This window comes from Legionella steelei (assembly GCF_001468005.1).
Classification (GTDB): domain Bacteria; phylum Pseudomonadota; class Gammaproteobacteria; order Legionellales; family Legionellaceae; genus Legionella; species Legionella steelei.
Genome location: NZ_LNYY01000016.1, coordinates 118,572 through 132,656 on the forward strand (window position 1 = coordinate 118,572; position 14,085 = coordinate 132,656).

Sequence of the window (14,085 nt, forward strand, 5' to 3'; positions counted from 1 at the left end):
TAGGCCTTCACTTCTCCCGTCCTCGTTTTTTTTGAAACGGCAATGGTGGCAATGATTCGTGCCAAGCTAAACCATTATTGATGATACGATCATAAATTTTCCTGAGCCAAATTAAACGATTTTCAGGAATGACTTTCCCTTGATACCAATGACGATAGCGTAAAGCCAGTAGTAAAAACCGACGCATACTTATTGCCCAGACCGCTTTATCATGCTCGATCAGGGCTTTTAGTTCACGCAAGTGGTGTTGGTTGCACAGAGCATGATTGACACCCTCCAATTGATAGTAAGGTCGCCAGTGGTCATGTACTACCGTACCCTCTAGTCCTTCTAATAATGATTTTCTCTTTGGCGAAGAATGAAAATAAGTCAGGTGTTTAGTTGATAGCGTGTGTATCCACTGGGTTTTACCGCCAACACGAAAGCCTGTTTCATCCAGGTGTTTAACATCAGCCTTTGGGCTAGATACAATATGGTTGTTTCAAAATCGGCTAATGCTCGAAACGCAACGGCGTTATAATGAGTCAACATTGCTGTTGCAGGAACACGCCATACATATCTAAAAATAATTGTTGTAATCTGTCTTCAGGAATGAAATGCTGATTTTGATAATAGACTGACCAGCTGCGTATTACCGAGCCATACTAGACTGGTGCTCCAATCCCTTCTGGAAAGGAGTTCTGATTGATGTTCAGTTACTTCTATCTTCGGGATCGGAATATCAAAGACTTGTCGCTTAATCAACCCTAAAATTGGTTGCTCTTTCAGAGATAGGCCACACTCAGGGCACAAAGCATCAAAGTATGACGTACTGTCTTGTCAGGCTGAGCAACTTGCTTTAATGTTTCACCCTTATGTCCTTTTTGACCACCACTTTTATTCTTGCCATTTTCTCGCAGAGAACTTGTCCTCGGTGGTTTTGAAAGACCATCGCTCGAGGGTGGCTTTGAACTATTGCGGCTATTCTTGTTTAGGCGTTTTTCAAGCTCAATAATTTTTGCCGCCTGCTGTTTTACAAGCGTCTCTAATTCATCAATCCTAGCCAGTAGGGACTATTATTTGTTCGGCGTCTTTCATCCCGATATTTGATCAGATCTATATAATTTTTCAAGCTTTTTTTAAATTTAATTGAAGAGTACCTGGGGAGTTACAAATAAATTTAGAAATTTTATAAAAGAAAAAAATGAGAAAGCTGTTGCTAAAGAAGAAAGCCCAGAATTAGACCCGGGACAAGCGCAAACCTTGAAGTCATAAACCAATTCATGCTCAAGAAGATGCAATAGGAACAATTTATTAGCTGTGTCGGGCCAAGGCCCGACCTGCGTTTGCTCAGTTTAGGGAACAGGGATATTTATCGGTTCAGCACGGACTTTATTTTTAACAGCATCATAGCCTTCACGATGATTAGCCATATAAATCAACGACCAGCCACTAACCATAGATCCATCACCGAATACGCATATATCCGACTCACCTAAAGCATTAGCGAATCCACCACTGGTAATAAAGCCAATACCTGCACCGCCAATATTTTTACAAACATTATGAGCAGGATTAGCAAACGCTCCTTTCCATAAAGGAGAATCATTTTTAATAGGACGCATTTTTTTCATGAACGTAGCGGCAATACTTGGCTCATCAGCAGAAAATGTTTCTAACCCAATAGCAATAAAACCATTATCGACGAAGAAATTACAGAACATTTTAGATTGACCTTTAACATAGCCGGTAGGGGTCAAAAACTCTGCAGTCATAGATTCCACTGTGCCACCAGCATCATTACAATATTGGGCTTGCTCTTCAGCTGTATTGGCATAAATATTAGAAGCTAATAAGGTTAAAGCTAAAAAAATTGAGGATTTAATTTTCATAAATATGCATCCAAAAAAATTTGAAAAGACATTATATAGTTAAATGCTTACCGTTTTCTTAAGATCTTGTAGAAAATAATCCTAAAGTTTAATTTGACGATTTGGCAAATTAAACTTTAGGTGTCATATCCTTGTAGATGACTCCATCCTTCATAATAACGAGAAACTTGTTCGCAGGGTCTGCGACAATGCTTATATCTTGCAACGGATCGCCATCAACGAGGAGCAGATCTGCCAATGCCCCCTCTTCGACAACGCCCAGTTTTCCTGGATAGGGATTGCGTGCTCCAGAAAGCGCCAGCAATTCTCCATTGGCAGAAGTCGCCATAATCAGTGCTTCTGCAGGCGTAAACCATCGCGTGAGATCGACAATACCCTGGCCCTGGTGCTCTGCCAATGCTTTTGAGAAGAGAATATCTGTCCCAAAACCGGTTTTGATCTTGAACCGCTTCACATACTCGTACATGGAATTAGTCCCCTGGATGAGTCGCCGCATCTGCTCTTGTTGTGTAGGTGAAAGCATGGCTGCACCACCAAGATCTACAAACGGTTGTGTACTCAACCAGATGTTTTTTTGAGCCATGAGTTTTGCTGTTGCTTCATCCATAAGATGACCATGCTCAATCACTTTGGCGCCTGCCATAATAGAACGTTGAATAGCATTCGGCGTATAAGCGTGAGTGGCCACATAGGTTCCCCAATCTGCAGCTGCTTCAACAGCTGCTTGTAATTCAGCTTCAGTAAAGGTGGTGACGTCAAGAGGAGTAAGTGGTGAGGCCACGCCGCCACCCGCAGTCAGTTTGATCTGGGACGCACCTTGCATGAGTTGTTCGCGCGTGCGTTTTCGAACTTCGTCTGGACTGTCCGCAATGACACTTCCACCAAGATGTTCTACACGACTCATAGCCTTAGGCGTTCGTGGCAACTCCCAGAGTTCACGGAAATCTCCATGACCACCCGTTACGGTGATAATCGCGCCCGATGGATAAATACGCGGGCCAGGGATAATCTTTTCGTCAATAGCACGCTTGAGTGCGAACACCGGACCGCCCATATCCCTGACCGTTGTGAATCCACGCATCAGCGTGGCAGTGGCTTCTGCACCTGCTAGCAGTGTTGTGTATCCAATGTCGTTCGATATTATCTGATTGGGAGTAGGACGAACAAGCATCGCATGCCAATGCATGTCGCTGAGACCGGGCATCAACACTCTTCCGCCCCCGGCAATGACGCGAGTATCGGCTTGATTGCTTACATGAATGGGAGTATTTGTAATCCGCTCAATGATGTTACCGCGAACAAGAACATACGATGCTCCAGAAAGTGTGGGGGTTTTCCCATCAAAGATACGCACATTTTCAAAAATGGTAACAGCGGGGTCTTGTGCCCTCGCCCCAGTAAAAAAGACGGCGCACATGGCAAAAGTAATCGCCACAGACTTCACTTTTTTAATCACCAAAGACCTCCTGTCAAAATTAGCTATTCGTATATTGTGAGAACCAATTGCGGTCCTTGTAAAAATTTCTGTTGTATCATTTTTAGAGTCTAAGCCGCTGGCAACTGTTGGTAGAATACGAACTCCCTCTATGTGATGGCTCTAACTATGAGAAAAAAATTATTGGTGGTTACTATTGCATTACTTACTTATGGGCAGTGTTGCCAAAAGGTTAGTACTGTGGACATGCTTGCTGTTTCGCCTAAGCTGCCCCCCAAAGGCTAATTGCATCAATATAACTCATGATTTTCCATATCGACTTAAGGCGTATTCTCCCATATTTTTGGCGATTTCTCCCTCGGCAAAGAATACTTTGCCAGGAATCTCTTTCTCTAATAACGCAGCTTCCTCTTCATCATGCGTACGGACAACAATTTCTATTTCTGGATTCAGTTTATAAGCATATTGCATCATAGTCCTTAGGTGGACCGTATCTGCTATGACAATCATGAGCATACTGGCATGGGCAATATGGCTTTGAATCAGCACGGAAGGCTTGGATGCATCGCCGTAAACGGCCGGAAGGCCTGCAGCCCGCAGACTTGCGATTAACTCTCTATTTTCCTCAACGACAACATAAGGAATGTTTTTTTCAGAGAGTAGATGGGCAACGCGCTTCCCAACACGGCCATAGCCGACGATAACCACTTGCCCGGCAAGATATTCGTCTTTTGTGGACATCGGTAACTCAGCCAAAGAATCGTCATCACGTTCAAAAAAACGGAGTAATCGCGGGTAAGACTTTATCCAAGTATGCACAGGATTTACTAATTTAAATATGAGCGGGTTAATCGCAATGGATATCAGTGCCCCAGCAAGAATAAAACTTTGTCCCTCTGCAGGCAGTATGTCTAAACGTACCCCGAGATCCGCAAGTATGAATGAAAACTCACCAATTTGAGACAAGCTTGCTGACACGACTAATGCGGATTGTAATGGATAGCGAAAAGCAAGAACTAAGATAAACGCCGCAATTGACTTTCCGATAACGATAATCCCCACCACAATTAAAATTTGTAAGGGTTGCTCAACCAACACGTAGGGATTAAACAACATGCCAACGGAAACAAAAAACAACACCGCAAACGCGTCTCTAAGCGGCAAAGATTCCTCAGCAGCACGATGACTGAATGAAGACTCTCGCATAATCATGCCGGCAAAAAAGGCGCCTAAGGCAAATGAAACGCCAAACAATTTAGAAGCCACATAGGCAATGCTAATTGCTGCAGCAATAACACATAAAGTAAACAATTCACGTGAGCCTGTTCGCGCAACAATCCAGAGTAGCTTCGGGAAATATCGTCGCCCGACCAAGAGCATGAACGCAATGAACGCGGATACCTTAAGAAGTGTTAGACTAAAAACAAGCCACAGAGGCTGGCTATGAACACCTATCGAGGCGCTATCATCCTGCCAGTGTGATAACGGTGGTAACAACACCAGTACAATAACCATCGCCAAGTCTTCAACCAAAAGCCAGCCTATAGCAATATGGCCATTAATCGACTCCAGCGCGCCTCGCTCTTCAAGTGCTTTCAATAAAACAACGGTACTGGCTACGGATAAAGACAGCCCAAAAATTAGAGCACTGCTATAATTCCAGCCCCACAGAATTGCAATACAACTTCCAAGTAGGGTTGCGACAGCAATTTGCACTATTGCGCCAGGGATAGCAATATTGCGCACTCGCATCAAATCGGACAATGAAAAATGTAAGCCTACGCCAAACATCAGCAGCATCACTCCTATTTCTGCGAGTTCTTGGGCGATACTGATATCCCCCATCAAGCCAGGGGTATATGGCCCAACAACGACACCCGCTAATAAATACCCCACTAATGGGGGAATCTTAAGGCGTACAGCAATCAAGCCTAGGATTAATGCTAAAGCAAATCCCATGGCGATGGTAGTAATTAGGGGAAGCGAATGATGCAATTCAAATAGTCCTTTTTTATTTTTTACTCAATATTTAACCAAGCATCTCAATTCTTAAAAGTATAAATATAGTCCTTACTCAATCTAAAACGTTATCACGCATCATTTAAGAAAAATAGTCTAAAATTAGTTATTAAAGAAGGGCCTTACATTAGCGGTCAATTAATACTCACGGAGGAAAGAGAATGAAACAATTTCATAATATTCTATTTGTGAGTAATGGAATAGGTGAAGAAACGGAAGCCTTACAACATGCCATACAGTTAGCAGTTGATAATAAAGCCACTCTAGACATTCTGATAATATGTCCGCCTTTTCCTAATAATCTTGATGAATATAAAAACTCGTATGAGACTTTTCTGATAGAAAAGATGCAGCAAACGATTAAATCAGCTAGAGCATCCTTGTCCCTTCCTAATAAAAAACCAGACATAAAGTTAGAAATAGAATGGGGTACTACACCAGATGTTCGTATTATTCAGCACGTGCTTCGTCATTCGTATGATCTCATCGTTAAAACGGCGGAAAATAATGACAGTACAAAAGGATTTAAAGCTTTAGATATGGCCTTATTACGCAAATGCCCATGCGCTTTATTTCTTTATCGCCCTACAAATCGTAACGAAACCGTCAATATAGCTGTTGCTATTGATCCCAAAGATGAAGAATCTTCTGGCCATGATCTGGCACTTAGCCTTTTAAAATTATCTCATGCTCTTTCAGTACATTACCAGGGTAAGTTAAGTGTTATCTCCTGCTGGGATTTTGTTTTGGAAGATTATCTGCGCCGCAGTATGCTGGTTGATATTTCTCCAGAAGAACTGGATGAAATGGTCATGCGCGAGAGTCGCGCCCATTATGGTGCTCTATCTGCGCTGATTCATGAGGCAGGCATCAAAGATCAACCCTCCATATATCATCTGAAAGGCCGCCCTGAAGAACTTATTCCTGCCTGCATTACTAAGAATAAAATCGATATATTGGTGATGGGGACAGTAGCACGAACTGGAATATCTGGTTTTATTATCGGTAATACCGCCGAAAACATTCTCCAAAAACTAAATTGCTCGCTTTGGGCACTAAAACCACAAGGCTTTGTATCACCTGTAAAAGCATATTAAAAATCAAAAAAATAGCTTGCTCTAAAGTTTTTATTAATGGCCCCCCATTTCCTTCTATAGATTGGGCTACGTTCTACTTTGGTTTTTATAGTTTTATATATCCACTTATTGTCATAAGCACTCTTGTTCTTTTTTTTAGACGCTATAAAACATAGACTCTCTCAAAACAGTTTTTAATTTTATGTATCCCTTTATTTATTCTTTTAGGATTTTATCCTGTCGTATGGTTTGTAATAACCATGATATTGGGAATAAGACTTTAAAGGGACACTCTGCCATTAGCTTAGTCGGGCCTCGACCCGACAACCTGAGGTAACTTAATATTTATTAAACACATGATTAAACTCAATTCACATTGAAAATAAATACAGCTTTTTTTTTGTTTATCCATAACACATATTGATTTTCTGATATACTAAATTTAATAGCATATAAAAGTGTGATCAAAATGATTAGCGCAGCAAGAGCAAGAACATTATTAGCTAGATATCAACAAGATTTCTTGAACATGCAGGAAGAAATAGTCACTAACCGCGCCGGTTGGCGTATGGATGAATATGTGCTCCCCCACCTGATCCAGGCCTTGGAAAGTATCGCTTACGGAAGACCTTTTACCCCGACTACAAAGATTCCTTCGGATCCACAAAAGGCGATTTCTCTTTTATTGGGTGACCTAGACCAGAGGTTTTTGGAAGCTCATTTCAATGAAGGGGGGAAGAAAATAATATCTAATTTTATTGAAAATGCTCAAGCTCTTCCATTAGAACCTCTATCGGATAATAATTATGTTAATCGAATTGTAGTTCTTCAGAATGGTAGCTATAGAATTGAGGGAGAAAGTGATATAGGGGAATATCGCGCCATAACGATTGATATTAATGGAAATGCAACAGGTCATAACGGTAGTACAGTTTTAGGCAGGGTCGGAGATCCAATGTCTCAGCAAAGGGATAAAATCTATGCACATTTTAAGATGCCTCCACCAGCACCACCTATAGATAAAGCCGAATTCATTACAAGCACCAGAAAACTCATAGCTGAGGGGGTTTTTGATGGCCGCTCAGAGCAATTTAAGAATTCACTTCTTTTACTTTGCGACGCCTATGAGAAAGGACAACAGAGCATCGATGGAAGGTTAATTTCTGCTCAGATTTCCACGTGGGGAATGAGACCTGTAGCCGAAGGCTTCATAAATGTAGATACGGCTTGGAATTTATTATTTCAACAAATGGGAAATCTAAATAATGATGTATATAAATCTGCCATAAGATCAAATCTTCAAAATGCTTTTAATCAAGACGCCTCCTATTCCCCGACGATCAAAGCCATGTGGTTCGATGCTTTTTTGGATCAAGATGGACCAAAACCTAACTCGAAATATGCAAATCTTGCCGGTTTTATTTCAAATCATACTATGCCTACTTCTAAGACATTTATGACTTCCGACGACGTTCCAATAGGCCATAAGCAACCTAAACCGACAGCTAAGACGTTTATGACTTCCGACGACGTTCCAATAGGCCATAAGCAATCTTTCTCCACTTCTAAAAAATCTTCTCCTCAACAGATGCATTCAACAAATGATCAAGCGAAATTTATTCAGCAATTTATTCTCCATCATGCTTCTGGAGTTACAAGACCTCCGCTAATACAAGGTGATAAGGTCAAAATTGAATTTCAAAACAGCAACCATTTGTTTGAATTTCAAAATGCAAATAAAAAATATATGGCTAACATAGAAGTACAGGTGGCTGGGCCTGGGAAGAAAGCTTTTCTTACAATGCCTATTGCGCAAATTAGACAAATGGAAAATGATGCAGTACATAGTAAGTACGAGCACTTTGTAACATCCAATCAGGGAAATAGGAAAGTTGATACCTTAGCGAGTACGTCCAGTTTGAGCAGTAATTTTAAGGATAGATATAAAACTCACCAAGGAGATTTTTTAAAAAGTACCATCCTTAAAGATTTTTATGAAGATTTACAAAAGGCAAGCTCTTCTACCGAAGTTGCTAAAGTTGTTAAGAAGTACGAGGACGATGGGCGCTATGCTATTCTGGCAACAGCCCAAAATTCAACGATGCAGGCCCTTAGCTTTATGAAAACATCTTCTGCGAAAGCCTTTTCAGACCTTAAAGATGAAAGGCTGGCGGAGATTAAAAATGAGCATAAAAAAGGGCACGCATGCAGTTAATATGACCTATGTATTCATCATCGTTTTGTTTGATATGAGTTTTCGAATGAACTGCCAATTTGTACAACGGCATTAAATAATTTCTACAGATTGTCATACCATTGCGGCGGCACCTTAACCAACTCGTGGACCTGCCGCAACAGTTTAAAATCCCGTACTCCAGGTTGATTGTGTATTTCTTCAATACGTTGCCAATCGATAACGGGACGATTCTCGGTCGCAAATAAATTTCGGTCACACGCAAAGTTATTTTTAGTTGCTTTTAACTCAATAGGTTCACCAAGTGCGGTTTTTATACTTGCCTGTGCCAAATCAATCCCAGATGTTAAGGGAACGACAATGGGCATGGCGCGGACTTTGCGTTAGGAAATTACCATTTACCGGGTAGCCTGGTGGCTTGCAACCAGGAAAACAAATATCTATTTATCTATCGCACTGAAACACGGCGGACCCTTAGCCCGCCAATATTTAACTTAGAAGACAATTTTTTATTTTCTCTTCCAATCAAAACAGAGAGAAGAACTCGATATCCTTCTCTCTTGAGCGCGAACTATTGAATTGAGCACTTTTCTTGCTCTTCACCTGTATTTTTTTCCTGCTCTGCAAGTTGTGCCTGACTCGCAATTGCTTGCAGCGCTTTTTCCAAAGCGGATAAGGTCGTGACGAGATTTTTTTGTTTTGTAGCATCTGAATTAGCATTATCTGCTGTTATATTGTTGCATGCTGAAAAGCTATTGTCTTTTCTTATAATTCGAATACCTGGGGTGTTAGGTCCATAATTAATCGCTACAGTGTCTGCATTTATTTTATAAATATGACAAATGCTGCTAATTTGCTGTGACTTTCTTAAAGGAAGATCGTCAAACCATGCTTTAAAGGCGTCCTCAACAGTAAGACTCACGTGAGTCCCTTGAGCAAAGGCAACTTTTTCTTTTTCAAACGAGAAAAACTTTAGTTCTGCAGGTCTTGATTGCAAATATTTTTTCAACGCCTTCAATGAGGAAATAAGGTTTTTACTTCTTTCTAGATTGGCTTCTTGTGGAGTGAGATGAGGTGAATTTTTATCAGCGGTTACATTGTTACAAACAATAAATCCAGCATCACGTCGTTTAATTTGAATACCTGGGGTTTGTGGACCACGATTAATCGATATGGTGTTATCATCTATTTTATACATCTGGTAATTTTGGCTCATAGCTTGATTTGTTCTTAGTGGCAATTTAGTAAACCATTCATTAAATGGTTCATAACCCGTTAACGCCACATGCGTTCCATCTATGCTGGAAAAGTGTATTTCGTTATCTTTAAATGAAAACATTCTAATTTTATCGTAATGCGCGTGTGCTTTTTGTACCTCATCATCCAATTTTTTAGCTGCATCATGAAAAGACAATTGGGGTTCAAGATACCCAGCAAGTTCATGGAGAAAATCTTGAGGTAACCCCCCAAAAAAACTCTGATCACCGGCGGTTCTATTGTTTTGGGCAAGAAGGGGTGCAAATTTTTTAATTTCCGGTTTAGATAGAAATTGGTTTTGTTCTAATTCAGCTATAAAACCTATAAAAACTGCATGATTGGCTGTCTCTGCTTTTGCCTTATCCCACTCATAACCATAAGCGACTCTTAAATTAAAGGAGTGCTCTCTTATGATCTTTTCAAATTGCTCATTAACTTTAAGGGTAGGCAAATATTCAGCATACAATTTTTCAAAAGTTTCTATTAATAGCTTACCGTAAAAACAGTTTTGATAACCATGTCGACCAGCGCCATCTTCTTCTAAAGCTTTAACATGACCATTTCTCCAAGTTAAATAGCTTTCATTAATTTCTTTTTTATCTTGCATTTTAATAACCAATTTGAATATTTAATAGATAATTTATGGTATATCTCTAATATTAAAGTATTCTTAAGGAAACTACGTAAATTTACGCTTTTGAATGAATTAAATAGGAATTGAAATAAATAAAATAGGTCAGGCTTTGGTGTTTAGAGAAGGGAGCCAGGTAACAGAAAGCATTATTCATCAGCAAGCGTAGGCCGGCCCTTGGCCCGACACTCTCTTAAAAAGACACGCAGATTTATTTTTAAAATTTTAATAAGTACTCCATTCCATACAATACACACTATCTTAAGGATAGTTATTATTCAAAAAATACACTTACCTATCATAGTAAATTAAAGAGGTTTTTTGTGGAACATTGCTATTTATGAGATTTAATAAATCGGTTTTTCAAGAGTTGAACTCTTTCGATGTCAGTTTTCTAGCTTAAAGTCCACTTTTCACCGTAACCAGGCCTATTAGATAATAGGGATTCTATAGACATTAATTGAGATGATAAAAAATCTGTCGTGCCCGCAAACAGCTTAGAAGCAGGCACGCATTATAAAATTGGTAAAGCCTAAACCCAAATGTGTTGTATAGGGTAAACAGATAAAAGTAGTTGTTCTACTATGTTCAATCTTTACTTAGAACCCCAATTTTGCGACTGTTTCTGCATGACTAAGACTATGACATTTACCCTCACCGCCAGCTGCATGCTTTACCTTGTGTATTGTTTTTGAGCCAGTATAAGTTGTCCCTACGGCGCTGAGATACATAATTCCTAAGGTAACTGGAAGCCCTACCACTCCAATACCAGTCATAGCAAGTGCCACACTAGCTATGGCCATTGCACCAGTTACAGTGCCCCCTACAACTGTTGTTGCCCCATACCCTACAGCTTCAGTAGCATCAAGCGTGCGATGAAAAAAACCGTGTCCAGGCACATCCCCTCCTTTTTGTTAAAATCAATGACTTGTGCGATATTATTAAAAATATTCAATATAATCAATATATTAATCAAAGATAAAAGAGCAGTTTTAGACTTAATTACAATTTTAGCATTGGTGATTAACGGGTTAAAAAACACCAAACTCCTATGACAACTCCTTAAGAATTTACCGATAAACACAACGAACACGATTCAAAGCCGCATCAGCGAAGTCTATTGCCATTTGCAAAGTATCCCCTTCGGTTATAACAGCACACAACAGATTGTCATATCCTTGCGGCGGCACCTTAACCAACTCATTGACCTGTCGTAACAGTTTAAAATCCCGTACTCCAGGTTGATTGCGTATTTCTTCAATATGTTGCCAATCAATAACGGTACCATTCTCGGTCGCAAATAAATTTCGCTCACACGCAAATTTATTTTTAGTTGCTTTTAACTCAATAGGTTCACCAAGTGCGGTTTTTATACTGGCCTGTGCCAAATCAATTCCAGATGCCAAGGGAACAAGATGGCTGGAAACAAAGCCTCCTGCCATTCGTGAGTTCACTTCAACAATTTTAGGCCCTTCAGAAGTCAACATAACTTCTACATGAAAAGCACAATTGTTGATGCCAACTGCGTGAATTGTCTTTTCAACCACCTTATAAATTGCAGAACAAACATCTGATTCCAGATCATAAGGGAAACAATGCATCCATTCTGTGAAGCCTGGCTTTTCTACGAATTTTTTTGTAATACCTGCAAAATGTATTTGTGCTTGATTAATGATTCCCTCAACACTAATTTCTTGGCCTTCCATAAATTCCTCAGCAATATACTCATCGGAATATAACCAATAGGATACACGCTCACAAGTGCTCATCAGTTCAAATGCATCTTCAAGCTCCGCTTGCGTGTTTAATTTAAAAACCGCAACACTTGTTGATGCAGCAACGGGCTTGAATATGAGCGGAAACCCGATAGTATTTGCAGCATTTTTCAGATCGTTGAATGTTTTTACAAATTGAAATTTCGGGTGAGGAACTCCATACAACCGCAACGCCTCTCTCATTTTGTATTTATGCTTCACTGTGGTTGCTGCTGTAAGTGAACTACCTGGTAATTTAAACTCTTCAGCGATTGCTGCAACCAATTCAACACTTTTATCCAGTATGGTAATGACGCCATCGAAAGGTGTTTCTTTATACTCGTTCTTTAAAGCAGAAATAGTCTCAGAAAAATTGGTGGTATCTGCTTGAATAAATTTATCAACTATATTTTTTGCCCAGTCAGGTAAATTAGGTGCCACCAAAAAAACCTTAATCCCTAGTTTCTTCGCTGCCTCTATTTTTACTAAATTATGTTCATCAGAAACATTTACAAACAAAATCGATTTACTCATGATCTTACTCCATATTATTAGACTTATTTTGAAACTCCACTGCCGTAGCGTTTCGAAAGAGGCCGATTAAATGCTCTCCCTAAAGGGCTGCTTATAAATTCTTGGTTTTCTATATTCACCTAAATACACAAAGAAATATGAAATCAATGACAACATTCCGATCATGAGAAACAGAATCTGACCTCCAAAAAACTCAAGAGCCACTCCACCTAAAATAGGACCTAAAGCCAAACCTAACTCTCTAAAAGCTAATGCACCAAAATAAGCCCCCTTCAAATGCAACGGAGCTATATCATCAACAAACAAGAAGGCAAAAGGAAATATGAACAACTCACCCAGGGTAATAATTAAAATAGAATAGTAAATGTAGTTTGCTTTGTTGCCACAGCAAGAGAAACCCAAACAACCAAGGAAAAATAGAAAACATCCATAAAAAATAGCTTGATGTTTTGGCATTCCTTTACATAAGAGGAAAATCGGGGCTTGCCCAATAAGTACAAAAAAAGCATTCAATGAAATCGTTAAGGAATAAACACGAGCCCCATTATCAATTTGTTGGGATATATATTGGGCTAATGTTGTATCAATTTGCGAATAGCATAATGCGAATACTATATTAAAAAGAATGAAATTTAATAGCCGACGATCTAGAGAAATAACGCGCAAAGTAGAAGATAAAGATACCTTAGACTCATTGCTCTGTTTACTCGTAGAAAATGGTCTTCGTTCTATCAACAAAACGATATATAAAGAAAAACCAAAACTAAAATAAATTAGGCCTGCAATGTAAAACGTAATAGAAGATAAAGTAACACCTAAATATACTGCTAACAAAGGTCCTAATACAGCACCAATATTCATTGCTGCATAACGTAAGTGAAAAAATAATTCTCGATGTACTTTATCAACTAATTCGCTGAGTAATGCGAGAGCTACAGGTTGAAAAAAAGAAGAAAATAAACCAAACAGCCCATTTAGAATACCGATCAATATTAATTGCATATGTTGAGAATTAATTTGCAAGCTTAAACCGATTAATATAAAGAGGCTCGCTGATGTAAAAATCGAAATATATAATAAGGGGACGCGTCCATATTTATCCGATAATTGTCCCCCGATAAAACCACCGAGTATGGAGCAAAATGGAGCCATTCCACAAACTAAACCAGTTACCCATAACGGAGCTTGCGTTTTATAATTAAGAAATAAGATTAAAAAGGGAAGACACATAAATTTCGCAAAATTTACACAAACAATGCCTGATAGCAAGCAGCAAATCAGCTTTAAATTAGGGATAGATCTCATTATTGAATC

The 14,085-nt window shown here is 39.4% G+C and carries 12 protein-coding genes; 2 read left to right on the forward strand and 10 right to left on the reverse strand.

What is annotated here, in order from left to right; translation table 11 throughout:
- Positions 1-7: 7 nt before the first annotated feature.
- The 5 genes from Lste_RS19075 to Lste_RS03665 form a co-directional block, all read right to left on the reverse strand.
- Complete coding sequence (locus Lste_RS19075) at positions 8-472, reverse strand: IS66 family transposase (protein WP_157070697.1); 465 nt, start codon at positions 470-472, stop codon at positions 8-10.
- 292 nt (positions 473-764) lie between these two features.
- A complete protein-coding gene (locus Lste_RS19785; protein ID WP_420324180.1) occupies positions 765-1,046 on the reverse strand; it encodes a DUF6444 domain-containing protein in 282 nt (93 codons plus the stop codon).
- Between the two features lie 288 nt (positions 1,047-1,334).
- On the reverse strand, positions 1,335-1,871 hold the full coding sequence (locus Lste_RS03655; protein ID WP_058509733.1) for a hypothetical protein: 537 nt from the start codon (positions 1,869-1,871) through the stop codon (positions 1,335-1,337).
- Between the two features lie 109 nt (positions 1,872-1,980).
- Positions 1,981-3,327, reverse strand: a complete 1,347-nt coding sequence (locus Lste_RS03660; protein ID WP_202814159.1) for a metal-dependent hydrolase family protein — start codon at positions 3,325-3,327, stop codon at positions 1,981-1,983.
- Positions 3,328-3,606: 279 nt separating this feature from the next.
- On the reverse strand, positions 3,607-5,301 hold the full coding sequence (locus Lste_RS03665) for a cation:proton antiporter domain-containing protein (RefSeq protein WP_058509734.1): 1,695 nt from the start codon (positions 5,299-5,301) through the stop codon (positions 3,607-3,609).
- Positions 5,302-5,486: 185 nt separating this feature from the next.
- On the opposite strand from Lste_RS03665, the gene Lste_RS03670 reads away from it, so the two are divergent.
- Positions 5,487-6,422: a universal stress protein gene (locus tag Lste_RS03670; RefSeq protein ID WP_058509735.1), complete on the forward strand. Its 936-nt coding sequence runs from the start codon at positions 5,487-5,489 to the stop codon at positions 6,420-6,422.
- A gap of 448 nt (positions 6,423-6,870) precedes the next feature.
- On the forward strand, positions 6,871-8,616 hold the full coding sequence (locus tag Lste_RS03675) for a hypothetical protein (protein ID WP_058509736.1): 1,746 nt from the start codon (positions 6,871-6,873) through the stop codon (positions 8,614-8,616).
- A gap of 83 nt (positions 8,617-8,699) precedes the next feature.
- On the opposite strand, the gene Lste_RS03680 is transcribed toward Lste_RS03675, so the two are convergent.
- The 5 genes from Lste_RS03680 to Lste_RS03700 form a co-directional block, all read right to left on the reverse strand.
- A complete protein-coding gene (locus Lste_RS03680; RefSeq protein WP_058509737.1) occupies positions 8,700-8,963 on the reverse strand; it encodes a hypothetical protein in 264 nt (87 codons plus the stop codon).
- A gap of 203 nt (positions 8,964-9,166) precedes the next feature.
- Positions 9,167-10,459 (reverse strand): hypothetical protein, encoded by a 1,293-nt coding sequence (locus Lste_RS03685; RefSeq protein WP_058509738.1) that lies wholly within the window; start codon positions 10,457-10,459, stop codon positions 9,167-9,169.
- A gap of 623 nt (positions 10,460-11,082) precedes the next feature.
- Positions 11,083-11,382 carry a hypothetical protein gene (locus Lste_RS03690; protein WP_058509739.1) on the reverse strand — a complete coding sequence of 100 codons (300 nt, stop codon included), beginning with the start codon at positions 11,380-11,382 and terminating at the stop codon, positions 11,083-11,085.
- A gap of 171 nt (positions 11,383-11,553) precedes the next feature.
- Positions 11,554-12,771: an ATP-grasp domain-containing protein gene (locus tag Lste_RS03695; protein ID WP_058509740.1), complete on the reverse strand. Its 1,218-nt coding sequence runs from the start codon at positions 12,769-12,771 to the stop codon at positions 11,554-11,556.
- Positions 12,772-12,837: 66 nt separating this feature from the next.
- Positions 12,838-14,076, reverse strand: a complete 1,239-nt coding sequence (locus Lste_RS03700) for an MFS transporter (RefSeq protein WP_058509741.1) — start codon at positions 14,074-14,076, stop codon at positions 12,838-12,840.
- Positions 14,077-14,085: the final 9 nt, after the last annotated feature.